At 56.2% G+C, this 19,628-nt stretch carries 15 protein-coding genes; 12 read left to right on the top strand and 3 right to left on the bottom strand.

Annotated elements, in window-relative coordinates:
- Window positions 1-65 precede the first annotated feature (65 nt).
- Window positions 66-2,072, bottom strand: coding sequence for an EAL domain-containing protein (locus tag PCI15_RS10090; protein WP_271274205.1), 2,007 nt, complete (start codon window positions 2,070-2,072; stop codon window positions 66-68).
- Between the two features lie 183 nt (window positions 2,073-2,255).
- Complete coding sequence (locus PCI15_RS10085; RefSeq protein ID WP_271274204.1) at window positions 2,256-3,248, bottom strand: NAD-dependent epimerase/dehydratase family protein; 993 nt, start codon at window positions 3,246-3,248, stop codon at window positions 2,256-2,258.
- Window positions 3,249-3,639: 391 nt separating this feature from the next.
- Here PCI15_RS10085 and PCI15_RS10080 point away from each other — a divergent pair, with 391 nt between their 5' ends.
- From PCI15_RS10080 to PCI15_RS10045, 8 genes are all read left to right on the top strand, one after another.
- Window positions 3,640-4,692: a glycosyltransferase family 4 protein gene (locus tag PCI15_RS10080; protein WP_271274203.1), complete on the top strand. Its 1,053-nt coding sequence runs from the start codon at window positions 3,640-3,642 to the stop codon at window positions 4,690-4,692.
- Window positions 4,689-6,149, top strand: a complete 1,461-nt coding sequence (locus PCI15_RS10075; RefSeq protein ID WP_271274202.1) for a hypothetical protein — start codon at window positions 4,689-4,691, stop codon at window positions 6,147-6,149. Before PCI15_RS10080 ends, PCI15_RS10075 begins: the two co-directional genes overlap by 4 nt.
- Window positions 6,150-6,353: 204 nt before the next feature.
- Window positions 6,354-7,427: a DUF4114 domain-containing protein gene (locus tag PCI15_RS10070; RefSeq protein WP_271274201.1), complete on the top strand. Its 1,074-nt coding sequence runs from the start codon at window positions 6,354-6,356 to the stop codon at window positions 7,425-7,427.
- 265 nt (window positions 7,428-7,692) lie between these two features.
- Complete coding sequence (locus PCI15_RS10065; RefSeq protein ID WP_271274200.1) at window positions 7,693-9,204, top strand: lipopolysaccharide biosynthesis protein; 1,512 nt, start codon at window positions 7,693-7,695, stop codon at window positions 9,202-9,204.
- 2 nt (window positions 9,205-9,206) lie between these two features.
- Complete coding sequence (locus tag PCI15_RS10060; RefSeq protein ID WP_271274199.1) at window positions 9,207-10,583, top strand: O-antigen ligase family protein; 1,377 nt, start codon at window positions 9,207-9,209, stop codon at window positions 10,581-10,583.
- Between the two features lie 170 nt (window positions 10,584-10,753).
- Entirely contained in the window at window positions 10,754-12,559 is a 1,806-nt protein-coding gene (glmS, locus tag PCI15_RS10055; RefSeq protein ID WP_271274198.1) for a glutamine--fructose-6-phosphate transaminase (isomerizing), read from the top strand.
- A 60-nt stretch (window positions 12,560-12,619) separates the two neighbouring features.
- On the top strand, window positions 12,620-13,435 hold the full coding sequence (locus PCI15_RS10050; RefSeq protein ID WP_271274197.1) for an acyltransferase: 816 nt from the start codon (window positions 12,620-12,622) through the stop codon (window positions 13,433-13,435).
- Window positions 13,432-14,601 carry a glycosyltransferase gene (locus PCI15_RS10045; protein WP_271274196.1) on the top strand — a complete coding sequence of 390 codons (1,170 nt, stop codon included), beginning with the start codon at window positions 13,432-13,434 and terminating at the stop codon, window positions 14,599-14,601. The genes PCI15_RS10050 and PCI15_RS10045 overlap by 4 nt, the downstream gene beginning before the upstream one ends.
- 27 nt (window positions 14,602-14,628) lie before the next feature.
- Here PCI15_RS10045 and PCI15_RS10040 read toward each other — a convergent pair whose 3' ends face one another.
- Window positions 14,629-14,961: a hypothetical protein gene (locus PCI15_RS10040; RefSeq protein WP_271274195.1), complete on the bottom strand. Its 333-nt coding sequence runs from the start codon at window positions 14,959-14,961 to the stop codon at window positions 14,629-14,631.
- A 330-nt stretch (window positions 14,962-15,291) separates the two neighbouring features.
- On the opposite strand from PCI15_RS10040, the gene PCI15_RS10035 reads away from it, so the two are divergent.
- From PCI15_RS10035 to PCI15_RS10020, 4 genes are read left to right on the top strand one after another with little or no spacing between them, the layout of a single operon-like run.
- Entirely contained in the window at window positions 15,292-15,768 is a 477-nt protein-coding gene (locus PCI15_RS10035) for a hypothetical protein (RefSeq protein WP_271274194.1), read from the top strand.
- 41 nt (window positions 15,769-15,809) lie between these two features.
- Window positions 15,810-17,306 carry a GumC family protein gene (locus PCI15_RS10030; RefSeq protein ID WP_271274193.1) on the top strand — a complete coding sequence of 499 codons (1,497 nt, stop codon included), beginning with the start codon at window positions 15,810-15,812 and terminating at the stop codon, window positions 17,304-17,306.
- 25 nt (window positions 17,307-17,331) lie between these two features.
- Entirely contained in the window at window positions 17,332-18,435 is a 1,104-nt protein-coding gene (locus PCI15_RS10025) for a glycosyltransferase (RefSeq protein WP_271274192.1), read from the top strand.
- Complete coding sequence (locus PCI15_RS10020) at window positions 18,432-19,619, top strand: glycosyltransferase family 2 protein (protein ID WP_271274191.1); 1,188 nt, start codon at window positions 18,432-18,434, stop codon at window positions 19,617-19,619. Before PCI15_RS10025 ends, PCI15_RS10020 begins: the two co-directional genes overlap by 4 nt.
- Window positions 19,620-19,628: the final 9 nt, after the last annotated feature.

Here is a 19,628-nt window from a genome sequence, read left to right as displayed (position 1 = left end):
ACATAGTAAACGTACTTCAAAAACCCTGACCAGCATTCAGCTACCCAAAGCGAGCTTTCATCCATTTATATCCGCGCCGGAACAGCACCTTCCGTTGTAACGTCCAGCATGATGAGCGGCTGGTTTTCCAGTAACTCCCTGAAACTGTCTGCGGAAACCGGCGGGCTAAAGAAAAAGCCCTGGATCTCATCACACTGCAGGCCGGTGAGGATATCCAGCTGCTCCCGGGTCTCCACCCCTTCCGCCACCACCCGCTTACCCATATCATGGGAAAGATGAATAATGTTTTTCACCAGCTCAAATGCTTCGTGGTTCTGGCCTAATCCGGTGACGAAAGAACGGTCAATTTTCAGGGTATCGACGGGTAACTGATGGAGATAATTCAGCGATGAATAGCCAGTACCGAAGTCATCTATCGCCAACCGCACCCCTAACGCTTTCAGCCCTCTTAATAATTCCAGACTGTGGCTGATATCCTGCATCAGAAAGGTTTCGGTGATTTCCAGTTCAATCTGCGACGCATGTAAAGCGTTTTGCTGAATCAGATCCCTGACCCGGTCCAGCAGAGCGTCATCTTCCAGTTGTCGCCCTGACAGATTTACCGACAGCACAAAATCCGGCACTTGCTGCGCTTCCCAGATCCGTTTCTGTGCACTGGCGGCTGCCAGCACCCAGTCTCCGATCGGATCAATCAGGCCATTTTCCTCGGCCATGGGAATAAACACCGACGGGGAAATAACACCTCGGGTACCGTGTTCCCAGCGGATCAGTGCTTCAGCCCCGGCAATCCGGCCGTCCGGCATCGATACCTTAGGCTGATACAGAACAAACAACTGATCCCGCTCCAGCGAACGGTATAAATCCGACTGCAGGGACACAAACTCACTGTCGTGGGTATTCATATGCTGCTGATAACAGACCACCGTCCGGCGTCCGCCACGGGAGGCTGTATTCGCAGCAACCTGTGCGTTACGCAGGAGCTCATCGGCGTCCTGGCCATCCACCGGTGAGCGGGCATAGCCCACCCGGAACGCCACATGCAGTTCCCGCCCGGCAAAATGAATCAGATCATGGAACGGCAACAACATTGCTTCCAGCTGCCCGCAGATATCCGCCAAGCTGAACCCGCCGGCGATAAACAGCGCAAATTCATCACCGCTCATCCGTCCCAGGCTGGCACCCTCCGGTTTAGCTTTCAGCAGTTCTGCGGCTATCATTGCCAGTAACCGGTCGGCCTGCTGATACCCCAGGCTGTCGTTGAAGCGGCGAAAGCCGTTAATGTCCAGATAAATAGCGGTTACCGGTTCGCCGGAGCTGAGCAACAGCCGGTCCAGCTGATAGAGTAATTCCTGCCGGGAAAGCAATTCAGGGATCGCCAGGGTATCCAGCTCAAACAGTTTCTCAACGCGGAACATCCGGCGCTCACTGTGCAGCGCCTGACTGCTGACCCTGAGCATCTGGCCGTTGGTTTTATCCTGCACTTCCAACTGCCGCTGCTCACCGCTGGCAAGATACAGGAGTTGCTCCGGACGCAGCATCGGCAATACAGCTTCCAGAGGTGCACCGCTTATGTCTTCATTAATGTTCAGCAGCCGGACCGCTTTCTGGTTTACATACAGCGTGCGGCCTTCAGCATCCGTTTCCAGCAGGGCATGTTCGTGATTTTCCAGATAGGTATGCTGATCATTCACCTGCTGCTTTTCCTGCCAGCAAACAAAGGCATCGTGCAGACAATCCAGCAGGGCCTCCGGTTCCCAGGGCTTCTGAAGAAACCGGAATACGGCCCCTTCATTCAGCACCCGGATCACCGCATTCAGTTCGGCGTACCCGGTCAGCAGAATTCCAACAACCTCAGGGTACTGGTGTTTAATCCGGGTCATCAGCACATCGCCGGTCATTTCCGGCATCCGTACATCAGACACAACGACCTGTACTTCAGTGGCGGCCAGAATGTCCAGCGCTTCCTTCCCGGAACCGGCCACCAGTACTTCATATTCTGTAGCACGCAACTGCCGTTTTAAGGCTGACCGCATGGCCGCTTCATCATCCACTAACAAAACCCGTCTGAGCATTCCCTGTTTCCTTATGATGATTGGTGCTGTGAAGAGTCAATTCTTCCTAAAACAACCACTTATATGTAATAGCACACGCGGTGAAGATAACCTTTGTCAGTTACCCAAAGCGGGAGACAAAGGATGAATAAAACGTCGTACACCCGCGATAAACTCCATCGCAGATGTACGACTGCCCACGACTCATAATTCGTCCAGCTCAACTTTTTCACACAAAAACGGCTCCGGCTCCGGGCGATAGCTGGCATCTTCCCGGCGCAGGGATTCCAGCGTCAGCATCAGCCCTAACCCCAGATCCACCTTCGCCCGTAAGCCAAAGCGTGCCACCGCCTTCCCCGGATCTCCCAGCGAAGAAGCAATATCGCCGGTGCGGGCCGGTTCAAAACGGATCACCGATTCAGAGCCTGCCACCAGCTTCAGGGTCTGACTCAGTTGCAGAATGGATGACATCTGCCCGGTTGAAACATTAAAAACGGCTGCTTCCTGCCGGTGGTTCATCATGGCCGCCACCAGAAACCGCACCACATCCGTCACGAAGATAAAATCACGGGTTTGTTTGCCGTCACCGAAAACTGTTAGCGGGATGCCTTTGATAATCCGGTCGATGAAGATTGAAATCACCCCGGAATAGGGAGAATGGGGGTCCTGACGGGGGCCGTACACATTGAAGAAACGCATCCCGACAGTCGGTACACCGTGCACCAGCCAGGCCACACGGGCATGATGCTCGCTGCCCAGTTTATCAGCCCCGTAGGCACTGATCGGCCGGGGTAATGCATCTTCGCTGAGCGGCACCGAGGCATTGTCGCCGTAAATGGCCGCTGAAGATGCATAAACCACAGGGACCGGTTTACCGTTATTTGCCGTCCGGGCAGCATCCAGTACATTCACCGTGCCCTGCTGGTTGATACGGTGGCAGCCAACCCAGTCAGTGGATGAACGTTCTACCGAGGCCACCGCCGCCAGATGGAAGCAGCCGGCTACCCCCTGCATTGCAGCGCGTACCACCTCAGGATTGGCAACATCACCGATAATCAGTTCAGCTTCATCCGGCAGATTACCGACACACCCTGTCGACAGGTCATCCAGTACCCGGACCTCATAGCCTTTTTCAAGTAACGAGTCGCACAGATGCGAACCTATAAAACCACAACCACCAGTCACTAAATATTTCATGGGCTTTCTCCTTTTGCTCTCAACAGAGCGAAAATGAATCGCTGATGTGTAGAGTGCAAAAGCCTCGCCAACTCGAAATATTCATATTTTTCAATAAGTTAAAAAACATCCACCTGATTCAGATAACAAATTGATTCGCAAAATGCGAAATCCCCACGCAACTTGCTACACCGCCTCTCAATTTAAGTGATTTCGCTGTGTCAGCCGTCTGATCCTGCTCAGGCGGATCATCCCCCTTATATGTAACCCACTGATTAAACTCCGTTTTTTATCGGCTGGCCGTGAAATTGCGTAATCAGCTGTATCAAAGCTGCCGGCGCGTATCTGTAACCGTGCCGACAGTTAAGGAAACACATTTAAAAAAATGGAAACTGTGACAGGAGATCTGACTATGTCCTTACATGACTGGATCATTTTTCAGCTGATCGACAGCCGCAACAGCGGTGGTATCGAAACCCACATCCTCAATCTGTCCGGCTGGCTGAAACGCCGCGGTTATCAGACACGGGTCATTTTTATACAGGATTACGGCCCCCATCCGCTGAAAGACCAGCTGGACGCTGCCGGCATTGAATGGCAGATCAGCCCGGGCTGGCACGGCCTGTATAAAATGCTGGGCCGCTATCCGTCGATGCTGGCTACCCACGGTTACAAAGCCGGCATTCTCGGCCGCATTACCGCCCGGCTGGCACGGGTGCCGGTGGTTTCCACCTATCATGCCGGCGATCTGGGAGAAGGCAGACTGAAGCTCTACAGTATGCTGGATACTCTGAGTGCCCCACTGGCAGACCGGATCATCAGCGTAAGCCCGGAAATTGCCGACCGGCTCCCGTGCGACTGCAACCAGTTGCCCAATTTTGTGAACACCGAACGTTACCGCCGCAACACCGGCCAGAAAATAGCCTTTGTCGGCCGCTTGTCACACGAAAAAGGCCCGGACTGTTTCGCGCAGATAACCGCCACGCTGTTTTCCGCCAACACCGCCGTGGAACACCCGGAAGTCGCCGTGTTCGGTGATGGTCCCATGCGGGCCGAACTGGAAGCACAGTACGCCCATCTGACCTTTTACGGTCAGGTTGATATGCAGAACCACTGGCAGGATATCGGCTTACTCTGTATTACCAGCCGCTGTGAAGGCTTGCCACTGGTCGCCCTGGAAGCCATGGCCCGTGGTATACCGGTGGCCAGCTTCGCGGTGGGTGCTCTGCCCCAACTGATTGAGCATGAACACAATGGCTGGCTGGTTGCCCCGCAAAACTTTATCCGTTTCCAAAAGGTCATCCAGAACTGGCTGCAACACAGCACAAGCGACCACAGCCGGATGTCTCTGCTGGCTTATCAGACTATCCGCCGGCGGTTCAGCTGTGATGTCGTTGGCCCGAAAATCATCGACGTTTACCGTCAGGCACTGCCGGCACTGGCCCGGATGGCGGAACGCTCATGAACGGCCGTTTCTTCGCAGGTTTAAGCGCACTGGCAGCGCTGAACGCCCTGTTACCCGCAGCCCTTACCGCTGTCTACAGTCAGGGGCTGGTGCAGGCGCTGGCTGAGGGCTTTGGCCGCAGCCCGGTGATCTGGCTGAGCCTGCTGATCGCCTTTCTGCTGTGCCGCAAAGCCCGCCAGAAAGGCTTAACTCACCAGCATGCAAGCCTTAACAGAAGCATCGCCGACGCCGGTATGGCCGGCCTGCTGACCCTGATGCTCCTGCTGCCCATCGCGTTGCTCAGCTGGCTGGTCTGCGCCGCTGCGGCTACCTGCTGGTTGCGAACCAGCCAGCAACCCTATGCCCGGGCCGCCGCCTGGCTGATGATCTCGGTGGCGATACGGGAGCCGGTCACCCAGTTATTGCTGAACGGTTTTGCAGATCAGATTCTGGGATTCGATACCTGGTTATCGGCGCTGTTTCTGCCCACCGGGGATCAGTACAGTGTCTCAGGCAACCTGATTAATCAGGCTAACGGCTTCAGCCTGCTGATTCTGACCGGCTGTTCGGCCTTTACTAACCTGTCACTGGCCCTGCTGCTCTGGCTGAGCGTCAGCCTCTGGTACCACCAGCGGCTGAATAAAACCGACCTGCTGCGAGCCGCCGTGCTGTGTATCGCAGTACTGGTGATCAACGGCGTCCGTCTGGCGCTGATGGCCACCGGGCCGGAATTGTATGCCTATATCCATGACGGCGACGGCATGCTGATCGTCGACGCCCTGCTGTTTATCACACCGGTGCTTTGTGTACGTCCGGCCAGAAAAACACGGGCACAGCATTCCCCTGAAACGCACAAGCCTGCACTCACCGCCATCAACTCAGTTCCTATGACTATAGGATTAAAAGCACCGGCACTGGGCTTACTGACAACGGCCCTGCTGATCGCACCTGCCATTCGTATCACCGACATTAACTCAACCGCAGCGACAGCTTCTGTGGCAGCCTCTGCGCCAGTGGCTGTTCAGGGGCTGGACGGTTTGCCTGTCCGTAAGCTGGGTGAACTGTCACCGGCGAACCGGGGTAATTACCGGGTCAGTGGCTTTGCCCATAACATCTGCGATGGCAGCATTGCCCTTTTGCCGCTGGAACGGAATGCCGAAGGTGCGCATATTCTCGAAAACATGCTCAGCACGCAGATCAGTGGCACCGGCAGGCAGGTCACCCGGGGCATTATCTTTGCCGGACAGCTGTACCCGGAATACCCGGAACTGACAGTGCTGATCAGACGCGTCACGTTTCAGGTCAGCAGCCTTTTCCGCAGCATCAGCCGCATTTTTCAGCCTGTCGGTGCGCTGCCCCCCAGCGCAGACATTTTCCCTGGCCCGGTGGCATTTGTGGAATTCGGCCAGTGCCGGATTGCTGACGGAATTGCGGCCAACTTTGCCACTGAACAGCAATTAAGTTATTTCGCAAAATGAGAAGAAATGGCGGACAAACCGGTATTTTTTCGCATTTTGCAATGCATAAAGCGACAGACCAAACAGACAAAACCAATAATAACAAGGAGTTAGACAATGGCACATTAACTGCAGATATTACCTCAGGCATACCGCCTGCTCAGACAGACCACCATATCTGTCGCTACCCAGGTGCATCTGCATCGGTAAACTAAGGGGATTGCTATGCAAACACACACATCCATTCCGTTCCGAACGCCCGGACAGCGCCGGTATATGATGCGTCTGGGGACCTTTCACCGCCTGAGCCGACGACTGATGGTGCTCAGCTTATTCTGCAGCCCGTTAGCCCTGGCAGCCGACGATGCCACTGACACACTGGTCAACATCGACCTGCCCGCAGGCCTGCTCACTGAGGTTACCAACGCCCTGCCAGAAGGGATGGATGTTAACCAGGAATTTCTCAATTCATCCTACAACCCAAACCTGACATTCAACGAGGACGCCCATGTCAGTGTGACATTTCTGTCAGAAGGTGCCGGTTACCGCAACTCACTGGGTTACTTTACCTTTGAAGATAACAGCTTCGATGGCATCAGTTTCGGCAGTATCGACACCAACAGTTCCGGTAATATCAGCCTGGGCGAGTTACAGAATGTCAGTGGCGTGAATGCCGGCATGATATTCAACAACGTCTCTGCTACTGGCAGCGGCGGCAGCCTCAATGCCGGTGATACGGTTACCCTGGGCGACGCGTCGATAACCAATGTAGTCGGCACCGACTTTGAAATGACCGGTGGCACCACCTTTGGTGAAGGCACTAACATGGGCTTTTTCCTGATTCAGAATGCCTGGAACGGCTCACAGGTAAAAGGCTGGGACACCGGCCATGACAATCTGGCGATGTACACCATCGATTTCCTTAACCCGGAAAACAGCAGCGATGCTTACCTGAATACGGGCATCGATGAAGACGCCCGGCACGTGGCCATGATGTCCAGCCTGTCAGCCACCAATGATTACATTCTCGGCTTTGAGGATCTGAAACGCCCCTGGGGCGATAATGACTTCAACGATGCGGTGTTCCGTATCCGGACTGACCCGGTCACCGCCATGTTTGCCGACATCCCTTCAACTGAAACGGTTATCAGCATGCAGGCGGCACCCATGCCAAAACTGGGCAACAGTGCCGCCAGTGTATTGCTGATTCTGCTGGCGGGTATCGGTCTGCTGGCCAGACAGACAGCCCGTCAGTTAAAGGCACGGTTCGCGTTTCTGAAGCTGATCCGAATCAGCTGATTTCTGTCCCCCCCTTCCTCCCGACATCCCCCGTCCGGGAGGCACACCCGGCCACTGGCCGGGTGTTTTTTTGTTTATAACATCCTGACACCAAGGTCATTCACATTTTGTTTTGCAAAATGCGAAAACCCGGACGACGCTACCCTCTAAAGCTAAACCTAACCTTAAGAATCAACCGTAACCAACTGATTTAACTAATAAATAAAGAAATGGCCCGGATATAGCTTAGTACTTATCAGAACCTATATCACGGAGGGTCCGCACCATGTCAGGCAGATTACATATCAGCAACCCGGTTATCCGGCGGTTTAACAACCTGCCCCAGGCGTTACAGTACAGCCTGATTTATGCGGCGGCACTCGGCCTTTCCAAGGGGTTGGCACTGGTGATGGTACCGGTCGCTACTCACTACCTGACCCCGGCGGATTATGGCCGGCTGGATGTGTTACAAACCCTTGCAGACTTGCTCAGCATTCTCATCGGTATGGGCCTTGCGGAAACCCTTTACCGCTACGCCGGCAGTGCCGATAAGCCGGAAGAACGTCAGGTAGCCGTCGCCAATATTTTTGGTATGGCTCTGTGCCTTGGGGGATTCGCCCTGGTACTGGGTCAGCTGTGCGCCGGCCCGGTCAGCCGTTTATTGCCCGGTGATGTCAGTGAAACGGATACCCGTCTGATTCTCTTCAGCCTGGCCCTGTGCGGCACAATTCTGGTACCACTGGCCTGGTTACGGATGCAGAATTTCGCCTGGCTCTATCTGGCAGGCACCGCTGGCAGAGTAGCCCTGCAGGTTGCCATCAGTGTGCTGTTACTGACCCTGGGATTCGGCGTCACCGGCGTCCTCAGTGCTACGCTGATTTCTGCCATCGTACTGGCCGGCTATCTGATTTATAAACAGTATCAGGACACCGGGATCCGCTTTGATTTCACCCGTTTTCGCAGCTATTCCGTTTACGGCGGCCCACTGATTTTTGTCGGCATTGCCGGTTTTGTGCTGGGAAGCTTTGACCGCTGGATTCTGGCAGACAGTGTGGGTACCGCGAAAATGGCCGAATATGCGCTGGCGGCTAAGTTTGGCCTGATCACCGCTGTTCTGATCCAGCCGTTTGATCTGTGGTGGCACGCCCGCCGGTTCAGCCGTCTGAAGGAAGCAGACGGCCCCCGGGCCTGCGCCCGTTTCGCAGCTATCGGCATTGTTATCGCCCTGTTTGCAGCCCTGTTTATTACCGTCGCTGGCCCCATTATGGTCAGGCTGCTAACCCCTGCAGCGTATCACGGTGCCATCGTATATATTCCCTGGCTCGCGGCGCTGGCGGCGGTTCACAACATCACCGCCACGCTGAACTTCGGTGCCATGAGCCAGCGCAGCACCTGGCGTCCTGCGGCCATCGACTGCAGCGCTGCAGCGCTGGCACTCACCGGCTACCTGTTGCTGATTCCCCTGTATCAGGCCTGGGGGGCAATTATGGCCACCAGCATTGCACTGGTCAGCCGTTGTCTGGTAACCCTGTATATCAGCCAGCAGATCCTGCCATTACCCTACCCGCTGCGCCGCCTGACGTTGCTGGCAGTTATCAGCCTGTTGCTGATCAGCCTGACACCTCAACAACCGCTAAGCTGGTCAACACTGGGCATTTATCCGCTGATTTTTGCAGCCTTTGCTTGCGCCGTTATTGTCAGCGGGCTGATTCCCCTGAACCTGTTACCGGCCGGGCTGCAGCAGCGGCTGCACAACCTGCGCCGGAAACTTTCGCTGTCCGGCAACACAGGTAAATAACCATGCTGCCTGTGAACCGTCGCCGTACCCAGATCATGCTGGCAGGCAGTTTTCTGCTGCTGATCGCACTGGTCTGGGTGAAAGTTCCCAACCCGCTGATAGCAGCTATTGCACTGTTACCTGCCTGTCTGGCGGCGGGTTTGCAGATGCCTTTTTTACTCTGTCTGGCCTTTATTGCTTTCTCATTCTTCCGTCTGCATGAGGTATTTCCGGCACTGTACCCCTTGCACATTCCCCAGTTGCTGGCGCTGGGCACACTGGGCTCGCTGGCGGTCAACCTGCTGACCAAACGCATCAATATGTTCTGGAGCCGCGAACTGTCGGTATTCAGCTTCTTTCTCTTTCTGGTGATTATTGGCAGCCTGCTGGCCACCAACCGCAGTGCTGCCATGGGCAGCCTGACCGGCACCTATATCAAAATTGCCGCCATGGTATTCGCGATCAGCTGGTTGCTGCGTAACAGCCGGCAGTTCTTCTGGCTGCTGCTGACCATGATTGTTTCCGGTATTTCGGTGGCCATTGTCGCCCTGCGTAATAAACATTTAGGGCTGGAACTGGTGGAAGGCACCCGGGTGACCATCGGCCGCAGTATCGGCTCCATGCTGGGCGACCCGAACGACCTGTCTCTGGTGTTACTCTTCCCCGCCAGCTTTGCTCTGGCACTGTTGCTGACACCAGGTTTTGGCAGATTCTGGAAATGTCTGGGGCTGATCTGTTTTCTGTTGGTCGCCTGCGCGGTTATCGCTACCCAGAGCCGGGGTGGCCTGCTGGGCATCTGCGCGGTCAGCGGCATTTATGCCTGGCACCGGGTACAAAATAAAGCGTTGCTGATCGGCATGGGAGGCGCCGCACTGATGGTGCTGTTTGTGCTTGCCGGCATCACCGACCGGGCGTCCGGCGGCGCCCACGAAGAAGGCATCGATGAATCCGCCATGGGCCGGATCTATGCCTGGCAGGCCGCCATCGGCATGGCACTGCACCATCCGTTAACCGGGGTCGGGCTGAATAACTTTATCTCAAATTATTTCGATTACAGCCCCCACTGGGATGGCAAAAACCATGCGGTACACAGCACCTGGTTCGGGGTGCTTGCAGAAACCGGCCTGCTGGGTTTTACGGTATTCATTGCCATCATCATTGCGGTTGCCCGCATCAGCAGCCGCTGCCGCAGCTGCTTTGCCCCGGGTAACAGCCACACCGGCCACACCTACGACCCGGTGCTGTTTGCCTGCGCCCAGTCGGTACAGGCCGGGCTGGCTGGCTTCTGCGTGTCCGGCACCTTTCTGACCATGGGTTTCACCTGGCCACTGTACATCATGCTCGCACTGGCGGTGGCGCTTTCCCAGTATCTGCACCGCCAGACCACCGGCCAGCGTTAATGCTGCCTGGCGCGACCGGAAACCGGTTACGCCTCGCAAATCTGCTCTCAAAATGCGAAAGCACATCTAACCAAACACAGCCCATCTAATTAACCTATTGATTTTAAACAATATACAAGGCTGGCACGGCTTCTGCACTCATGACTGTAACCGTTAAAAGGAGAATTATTATGTGTGGAATTGTCGGATCTATCAGTCATTCAAACGTCGTCCCTGAACTGCTGGATGGCCTGAGCAACATTGAATACCGCGGCTATGACTCAGCCGGCATTTCTGTACAGACAGACGCCGGTATCTCAACCGTAAAGCAAACCGGAAAACTGCAGGCCCTGCGGGATCTGCTCAGCCAACAGCTGGTCAGCGGGAACGCCGGAATCGGCCATACCCGCTGGGCAACCCACGGCGAGCCGAATACCCGGAATGCCCATCCCCATACCAATGATCATGTGGCGGTGGTACATAACGGTATCATCGAAAACCATCATGAACTGCGCCAGTGGCTGAATGCTGAAGGCTTTATTTTCCGCAGCCAGACTGACACCGAAGTGATCCCCCACCTGATCAGCTATTACTACAGCCGCTGCAGTGATCCTGCTCAGGCCCTTAATCAGGCGCTGGAACGGTTACAGGGCGCCTTCGCGCTGGGTGTGCTGTTCAATGACGATGCCGAACATATTTATGCAGCCCGCCGCGGCAGCCCGCTGGTACTGGGCTGCGGCGAGGCTGAGATGAGCCTGGGTTCAGACACCATGGCGCTGGGCAACGGCGCTTCGCAGGTCATTTACATGGAAGAAGGTGATCAGGCCTGCCTGGGACAACGGGACATAGAACTGGTGGATGCCTTCGGCCGTACCGTCAGCCGTAAACGGGTGGATAACGACATCGACCATGAGCAGACCGGCAAACAGAACCACAGTTTCTATATGCATAAGGAAATCCACGAACAGCCGGATACTGTGGCCCGCACCCTGGTCCACAGCTATCACCTGAAGAATCAGCTGGAGCTGGATTTCATGGAAATCGACCGCCTCAGCATCATCGCCTGCGGTACTTCCTATTACGCCGCCATGGTGGCCAAGTACTGGTTTGAGCAGTTGGCCGCCCTGCCGGTGGATATCGACGTCGCCTCGGAATTCCGTTACCGCTCACCCTTGATGAGCAACCACGGGCTGGCGGTGTTTATTTCCCAGTCCGGTGAAACCGCCGATACCCTGGCCGCCCTGAAATACGCCCGCAGCTATAAACAGCAAACGCTGGCGGTGGTCAACGTTGCTGCCAGCAGCATCGCCCGTGAAGCGGATATGTCGGTTCAGACCCAGGCGGGGCCGGAAATCGGCGTGGCGTCCACCAAAGCTTTTACCGCACAGCTGAGTGTGTTGGGCAGCCTGGCCATTCAGGCTGCGCAGCAACGGCGTCAGTTTTCGCCGGAAATGGCCCGGGCAGCGTTCACCACTCTCGCCAGCGTACCGCAGAAACTGGAGCAGATTCTCAGTATGGAAAGCCAGCTTGAGGCCATTGGTAACAGTCTGGCTGATGCCCGCGACGCCTACTTCATTGGCCGGGGCAGCAGCTACCCAATCGCCATGGAAGGTGCGCTGAAACTGAAGGAAATCAGTTATATCCATGCCGAGGGCTTCGGGGCCGGTGAACTCAAACACGGGCCGATTGCGCTGATCGAAAGCGGCGTGCCGGTATTCGTGATCGCGCCGAACAATGATCTGCTGGAAAAAACCCTTTCCAACATGCAGGAAGTGGTTGCCCGGGGGGGCCGCTGCATCCTGCTCGGCGATAAGCACAGCATTAAAGCCTGTGGCGATGATCCGGTGGAATGCATCGAGATACCGGAGTCTGACCCCTTTACCAGCCCGCTGCTGTACGTCACTGCCCTGCAGCTGATTGCCTATTACGCGGCACTGGCAAAGGGTACCGATGTCGACCAGCCCCGTAATCTGGCCAAATCCGTCACGGTTGAATAACCACCACCCGTTCCCCGGCCGGACGGCTCACTGTCCGGCCACAGACTTAAAGGTGATGCCATGAATACACTGCATAACGTAAAGCGCTGGGTTAAAGCCACCCGTCACCCGCTGGGTACGGTGATTCGCGGACTGCATACCGGTTGGCGTGAGTTTGAAATTCCGGCGCTGTACCCCGTATATAAGCCTCTGCGCCTGCTGCATCAGACACTCAATCAGCTGGCCAGCGAAACCGCCCGGATTCTGTACTGGACGCCCATGTTCCGCACCCGTCTGCGCCACGGTCCGCAGGGCCTTGGCAACCAGCTGTATCTGTTCGGCGGTATGCCGCTGGTACAGGGCAACCTGATCATTGAAATGGGCCGTCACTGCCGGCTCAGCGGCCAGACTACCTTCAGCGGCCGCTGGCGCAGCGAACAAACCCCGATGCTGATCATTGGCAATAACGTGGGTATCTCATGGCAAACCACCATTGCTGTTGGCGGCAAGGTGGTACTGGGTGACAACGTAAGAATGGGCGGCCGCTGTTTTCTGGCCGGCTATCCGGGCCACCCGCTGGATCCGGTAGCCCGGGCCAAAGGCCTGCCGGATACCGATGATCAGGTCGGTGACATCATTCTGGAGCCGGATGTCTGGCTGGGCTCAGGGGTCACGGTGATGAAAGGGGTCACCATCGGTGCCGGTACAGTTGTTGCCACCGGCAGCGTGGTCACCCATGACCTGCCAGCCGGCGTCATTGCTGCCGGTATGCCTGCCAGAGTCATTAAAGCCATTAGCTGCCCGGAACAGGCAGTTGCCGAAAAGGAAGCGTTACTCAGTAAAGAGAGCCGGGAAGAAAACCGTGCCCATTTGCTGACAGAGGAGGACGTCGCATGAATATTGATATGTTAGTGTTTGGTGAAGACTGGGGCGAGCATCCAAGCAGCACCCAGCACCTGATCACCCAGTTACTGCCAGAACAGCAAATCCTGTGGATCAACTCGCTGGGGCTGCGCCGTCCGCGCCTCAACCGTGCAGATCTGCGCCGGGCCTGGCAAAAAGTCAGCAGAATGATGGGGCAGCCCGGCCAGCAGCAACTGACAACCAACGGCCCGGCAGTGGCAAGCAGCCTGCCGGAGCAGCTGCAGATCGTCAATCCGCGGGCGATTTCCTGGCCCGGTAACCCGCTGGCCCGCAGCCTCAGCCGCCAGCTGCTGACCCGCCAACTGCTGCCAATGCTGTCCGGTTCTGACCGGCAGGCAAAGAAGGCACCGCTGTTATGGACCTCTCTGCCATCCGCCGTCGACGTTGTCGGCAAGCTGAATGAGCGGGCCTGTGTCTACTATTGCTGCGATGATTTCGCCGCGCTGGACGGGGTTGATCACGGCCCGGTCAGTAAAATGGAACAGGAGCTGGCCGGCAAAAGCCAGCTGATTATCACCGCCAGCTCAAAACTGGCGGCTAAATTTCCTGATCATAAAACCTGGTTACTTCCCCACGGCGTGGATACCGGCCTGTTCAGCACCCCGGCCCCCCGTGCCGAAGACCTGCCCAGCGAAGGTCCGGTCGCCGGCTTCTACGGTTCACTGGCTGGCTGGTTCGATCAGCAACTGTTTGCGGTGCTGGCAAAACTGCTGCCCCACTGGACCTTTGTGTTGATTGGCCCGGCAAAAACGGATATTTCGACCCTGCTGGCCCAGCCCAATATTCGCTGGCTGGGCAGCAAACCCCATCACGAACTGCCCCGTTACAGCCAGCACTGGGATGTCAGCCTGCTGCCGTTCCTGCAGAATCCGCAGATTAAAGCCTGTAACCCGCTCAAACTGCGGGAATATCTGGCCGCAGGCAGCCCTATTGTCAGTACCAATTTCCCGGCACTGGACGGTTACCGGGACCTGGTCAAAGTCAGCGACTGCGCCGCCGGGTTTGCGGAAGAACTGGAAGTGATTTACTGCAGCCGGCAGGATCTGAACGCCCTGCGGATGATCCGCCAGCAACGGGTCGAAAAAGAAAGCTGGCAGCAGCGTGGTCAGGAACTCAAAGGCCTGTTAGACGCGCTGTAAAGATGGCCCCCATACCGGATGCCGGCACTAACAACCGGCACGCCGGTATTTTCCGGCTATCAGCGCCAGTGTATCAAGCTGCTCATTAATACAGATAAATACCTGACAGGCCGGGTAACCCTGACGCCGCAGGCATTGCATAAAGGAATCTTTGGTCATGCAGATTTGCTGATGGGCTTCGATCAGCAAAACGATCCGGCGCACCACTGCGGCAGCGGACAGATCATCATCGCTGAGTCGGAAAGCCAGATAATGAATCCGGTTGGTCAGGCTGTAGATAGGGTTATCGCAGTGGCTGTAACGGAGTAAACCGATAATTTCGGTCCGGCAACGGTCAATTCTGGTGGAAACGTATCTCATGGCGCACTCCCTGTGCTGTCTGAACGGCGGCGTCCTGCCTGTGCTGCCGTTGGTATGCTCTCAGGTGCATTGTAACCGGACAGCGGCCGGATACCACACCCCTGACGTCATGCAATGTCCTTCGCATTTTGAGAAACATTCTGAGATTTCCCGGAAACCGCCAGGATTTCTCACTTTTTTACCCCGTCTAAAACACATCACAAAACTGCGACAGCCCCCAAGGACTGTAGCCTGCAGCCATTCCCTCATATTTCTGGCCCACTTATTGCCCTCTTTAAAGGTACACAGATAAAAATCGCCACGCTGTGACAGGAAAAACGGAGAAGGACAATGAACAGACAGCCAGAGACAATCCGCACCGCCGCCCTTGGCATGCTAATCAGCACCCTGCTGCTGACCGGCTGCGGCAGCCAGCAACTGACCCCTCAGGCCATTCTGGATCAGGGGGCTGACGGTTCTCAGGCCGGTGCGATCAGTATCACTGAACTGCTGAACAATGCCCGTCACCAGGCCGGTACCGACACAGACAGCCAGGTACCTGCTCAGTTGACCCTGACCTTCAGCCCGCAACAGATGGAACTGTCTGAACAGCAGGCCATCCGGCTCAACGCCTACGCCAATCAGTATCACCGCAAGGCGGTTCAGCTGAAGTGCGCGCCCTCTGCTGCCAGCGACAGCTTTACCGCCATGGCACAGGGTATGAACCGCTGTATTCGCGTGTCCCGCTTTTTTGACCGCCGGGCACTGAAGGCTGAAGTACATATGCAGCCGCAAATGACCCACAACCAGATTCTGGTTGCGCAGTAACCCGGTCATCTGAACCTGTATTTCTAAAAGGATGAATGATTATGCTACGCAGCACACTGATTCGTAACATCGCCAGCCTGCTATGGGCCGGATGGCGACGCCGTTACCTGATCATGCTACCGATACTGGTGATGCCGGTACTGGGTGCTGTGGTGGGGGTCATTTCTCCTAAGAAATACACCACCTCCACCACCATCCTGTTCCAGGAAGCGGCGCAGCATAACCCGTTTCTTGAAGACCTCTCCATTGCCACCAACCTCAAAGGCCGCATGGAAGCCCTGAACGCCCTGCTGCACAGCCGTCATATCCTGGCCGGTGTTGCCTGGAAAATGAAGCTGCTTGATGAAGACATGGATGAGCAGGAGAAAGCGACCATCATCAGTGAATTGTCCAAGTCGCTGAAATGTAAACTGGTGGGTGAAAACCTGATCCGGATTACCTATACCGCGGCAGATAAAACCACTATGAAAGAAACCCTGTCTACGGTGAGCATGTTTTTTGTCGAACGGGTACTGGCACCGCAGCGTTCATCCATCGCCCAGTCTGAAACCTTTCTGGCCAAAGAACTGGAACAACGCAGTAAAGATCTGATTACCGCCGAAACCGCACTGGCGGAATATAAAAACCGCTTCGCCAGTGAGTTACCTACCCTGCACTCTGCCAATGTTGCCCGTTTATCAGCGCTTAAAGGCCTGCTGGGTGAGCGCCGCATTGAACTGGACGGCGCCAAAGCCGCTCAGGCCAGCCTGGCGATCCGACTGTCGCAGACCAATCCGGTGGTCGGTAAAATCGAAGAAGCCGTCGTCAATGTGATGGCGGAACTGACCCAGTTACGGGCCCGTTATACCGACAATCACAGCAAGGTTCAGAGTGTGCTGGCGCACCTGCGTTCCCTGGAGAAAGAACGCAACCGGGTCATGGCCGCTACCCGCAGTCTGGACACCAAAAGCCTGGACCGTGAACAACTGGAACGCCTCTGGGCGCTGGCTACCTCTAACGGTCAGGATGCCGGCCCTCACACCCCGCACATGTTACTGGTATCCCAGTTGGAACGTTTACAGAAAGCCGACGACCACATTCAGCGGCTGGAGAAAGAAGTCTCTTCCCTGACAGACGAGATCAGCAAGCTGCAGGACCGGGTAAATGAATTCGGTCAGCACGAGCGTCGCCTGAATGAGCTAAACCGGAACATTCAGATCCGCCAGAAGGTTTACCACGACCTGGCCGAGCGTTATGAGCTGGCACAGGTCACCGGTTCCCTTGGCAAAAACGAAGAAAATGAGCGGGTAAAACTGATCGACCCGCCTTATGAACCACTGGCTCCCAGCAACCTGCCCCTGATCGCTTTTATCCTTGCAGGCCTGTTTGGCGGTATCGGTCTGGGCTTTGGGCTGGCCACTGTGGTTGAACTGCTGGATACCAGCATCCGCCGCCGCGACACCCTCAGTGAGATGCTCGCCGTGCCGGTACTGGCCCGGATTCCGGTTCAGCCTGCAAACAATCATTCAGAAAACCCGTTCAGCCAGTCCGGCTCATAACCGGACCGGCAAGGAGGATAGGACAATGCGTCAGGTCATCATTCAACTGGTACAACACCTGCGTCCCGGCGGCATCGAAACCATGGCGCTGGACCTGTTAAGCCATATCAGTACGCTGGATACACACTGCGAAACCCACATTGTCAGCCTTGAGGGTACTGCGGAACAGGCCCTGGCTGCCTGGCCACGTCTGAAACCTTACAGCCAGAAGCTGCACTTTCTGAATAAACCGGCGGGGCTGCGTCCGGATGCGGTCATTGCCCTGTCCGGTCTGCTGAAGCAGCTGCAGGCCACCGCCATTCACACCCATCATATCGGCCCGTTACTCTATGGCGGTATGGCCGCCAAACTGGCCGGGCTGAAAGTGCACGTACATACCGAACATGATGCCTGGCACCTGAATGCCCGGGCTAACCGTCGCTTACAGCGGATGCTGATCGGCCTGCTTAAACCGACACTGGTGGCCGACTGCGAAGCGGTTGCCAGCGTTTTGACCCGCTATTTTCCCCGCAGCCAGCCACAGGTCATTCTGAACGGCATTGATACCCGTAAATTCACCCCGGTGCACCCGGATGAACAGTGTCTGAAGAAGGCAAAATTTAACCTGCCCCAGTATGGCACCCTGATCGGCTGTGCCGCCCGGCTGGAAACCGTGAAGGGTCATCAGTTTCTGCTGGAAGCCTTCAGCCGGCTGCATCCGCGCTTTATTCTGGCGCTGGCCGGCGACGGCTCCCTGCGGGAAGAACTGCAGGCCAGCGCAGAACGGCTGGGCATCAGCAACCGGGTCTATTTTCTCGGTGCGCTGGACGACATGACCAGTTTTTATCAGGCCATTGATATCTTCTGTCTGCCCTCACTGAACGAAGGCCTGCCCCTGTCACCTCTGGAAGCACAGGCCAGCGGAGTACCTGTGGTGATCACCGACGTGGGTGGCTGCAGCAGCATCGTCTGTAAAAACAGCGGTGTACTGGTACCTCCCGGCGATGCAGCTGCGCTGGAAAGCGGCATTCTCAGCTGTCAGCACCGCAGCAGCCAGTTTACCCCGCGCAAATTCGTTCTTGCCAACGCCAACCTGGAGAACACTGCCCGGGCTTACTTCTCACTGCTGCAGTTAGGAGGTGCGTCATGAATACCCTGTTACTCACCCTGTTGTTCACCTTACTGGCAGTTTGCTGGGGGCTGATCATCTATCACCACCTGCTGTATCCGTGGCTGCTTGGCCGGCTGGGTGGCAGGCATACCCGCCGGGACGACACGGCACCGGCCAGACCAGACTGGCAGCCAACCATCAGCCTGGTGATTCCTGCCTACAACGAAGCAGCGGTGATCGCGGATAAAATCCGCAACGTCGCCAGCCTGGATTACCCGGCAGACAAACTGCAGCTGATCATTGCCTGTGACGGTTGCACTGACGCGACTGCCGACATTGCCCGCCGGACGGCCCGGGAACCCGAATGTCGCCAGTTACCGGTACATATTCAGGACTTCCGTGAAAATCGCGGCAAAGTCGCCGTCCTTAACGACATTATCAGCCAGCTTGATTGCGACATTGTTGCCCTGAGTGATGCCTCAGCACTGATCTCCATTGATGCCCTGCTGCAAGCCAGCCATGCCTTTCAGGACAATGAAACCGGTTTTGTGGCTGCCACCTATAAACTGCTGAATCCCGGCAGCCAGGGTGAAGCTGACTACTGGCAGTACCAAACCCGAATCAAGTGTAACGAAGCGAATCTGGGCAGCCCGGTTGGCGTACACGGTGCACTCTATTTTTTCCGCCGCACACTATTCAGACCGTTACCCGCCGACACTATCAATGATGATTTTATTCTGCCCATGCAGATGGTGATGGCCGGTTACAAAGGGGTTTACCTGCTGGACATTGTTGCCCTTGAACTGGAAGAAGCCAGCCTGCAAATGGATGAAAAACGCCGGGTACGCATCGCCGCCGGTAACCTGCAACAACTGTTACGTCTGGCCCGACTGACACTGCCACGCTACAAAGGCACCGCCTTTACCTTTGTCTCAGGTAAAGCGTTGCGGGCACTGATGCCGGCCATTCTGGCGGTGCAGTGGTTACTGTGCTGCCTGCTGGCCACTGAGTCACAGATGCTGCTGGCCCTGAGCATTCTGCAACCACTGGGATTTGCCTGTGCAGCCCTGAGCAAACAACTGCCGGCAGGCATGCTGCCGGGCAAGATTGAAACCCTGTTTTATCTGGCAAACGGCTATCGCGCCAGCTTCACCGGCATGTTCCGCTATTGCGTCGGCCTGGAGCGCGGTTGCTGGAAGTCTGTCAGCAAAGATACCCGGTAAAGACTGCCA

It is taken from the genome of Aliamphritea hakodatensis, from assembly GCF_024347195.1.
Lineage (GTDB): Bacteria > Pseudomonadota > Gammaproteobacteria > Pseudomonadales > Balneatricaceae > Amphritea > Amphritea hakodatensis.
This window is presented reverse-complemented; position numbering and strand designations above follow the sequence as displayed.

What these genes read in the sequence shown, in the direction of transcription:
- PCI15_RS10090 (WP_271274205.1), bottom strand. Translation starts at nt 2,072, where the DNA reads ATGCTCAGACGGGTTTTGTTAGTGGATGATGAAGCGGCCATGCGGTCA.
- PCI15_RS10085 (WP_271274204.1), bottom strand. Translation starts at nt 3,248, where the DNA reads ATGAAATATTTAGTGACTGGTGGTTGTGGTTTTATAGGTTCGCATCTG.
- PCI15_RS10080 (WP_271274203.1), top strand. Translation starts at nt 3,640, where the DNA reads ATGTCCTTACATGACTGGATCATTTTTCAGCTGATCGACAGCCGCAAC.
- PCI15_RS10075 (WP_271274202.1), top strand. Translation starts at nt 4,689, where the DNA reads ATGAACGGCCGTTTCTTCGCAGGTTTAAGCGCACTGGCAGCGCTGAAC.
- PCI15_RS10070 (WP_271274201.1), top strand. Translation starts at nt 6,354, where the DNA reads ATGCAAACACACACATCCATTCCGTTCCGAACGCCCGGACAGCGCCGG.
- PCI15_RS10065 (WP_271274200.1), top strand. Translation starts at nt 7,693, where the DNA reads ATGTCAGGCAGATTACATATCAGCAACCCGGTTATCCGGCGGTTTAAC.
- PCI15_RS10060 (WP_271274199.1), top strand. Translation starts at nt 9,207, where the DNA reads ATGCTGCCTGTGAACCGTCGCCGTACCCAGATCATGCTGGCAGGCAGT.
- glmS (WP_271274198.1), top strand. Translation starts at nt 10,754, where the DNA reads ATGTGTGGAATTGTCGGATCTATCAGTCATTCAAACGTCGTCCCTGAA.
- PCI15_RS10050 (WP_271274197.1), top strand. Translation starts at nt 12,620, where the DNA reads ATGAATACACTGCATAACGTAAAGCGCTGGGTTAAAGCCACCCGTCAC.
- PCI15_RS10045 (WP_271274196.1), top strand. Translation starts at nt 13,432, where the DNA reads ATGAATATTGATATGTTAGTGTTTGGTGAAGACTGGGGCGAGCATCCA.
- PCI15_RS10040 (WP_271274195.1), bottom strand. Translation starts at nt 14,961, where the DNA reads ATGAGATACGTTTCCACCAGAATTGACCGTTGCCGGACCGAAATTATC.
- PCI15_RS10035 (WP_271274194.1), top strand. Translation starts at nt 15,292, where the DNA reads ATGAACAGACAGCCAGAGACAATCCGCACCGCCGCCCTTGGCATGCTA.
- PCI15_RS10030 (WP_271274193.1), top strand. Translation starts at nt 15,810, where the DNA reads ATGCTACGCAGCACACTGATTCGTAACATCGCCAGCCTGCTATGGGCC.
- PCI15_RS10025 (WP_271274192.1), top strand. Translation starts at nt 17,332, where the DNA reads ATGCGTCAGGTCATCATTCAACTGGTACAACACCTGCGTCCCGGCGGC.
- PCI15_RS10020 (WP_271274191.1), top strand. Translation starts at nt 18,432, where the DNA reads ATGAATACCCTGTTACTCACCCTGTTGTTCACCTTACTGGCAGTTTGC.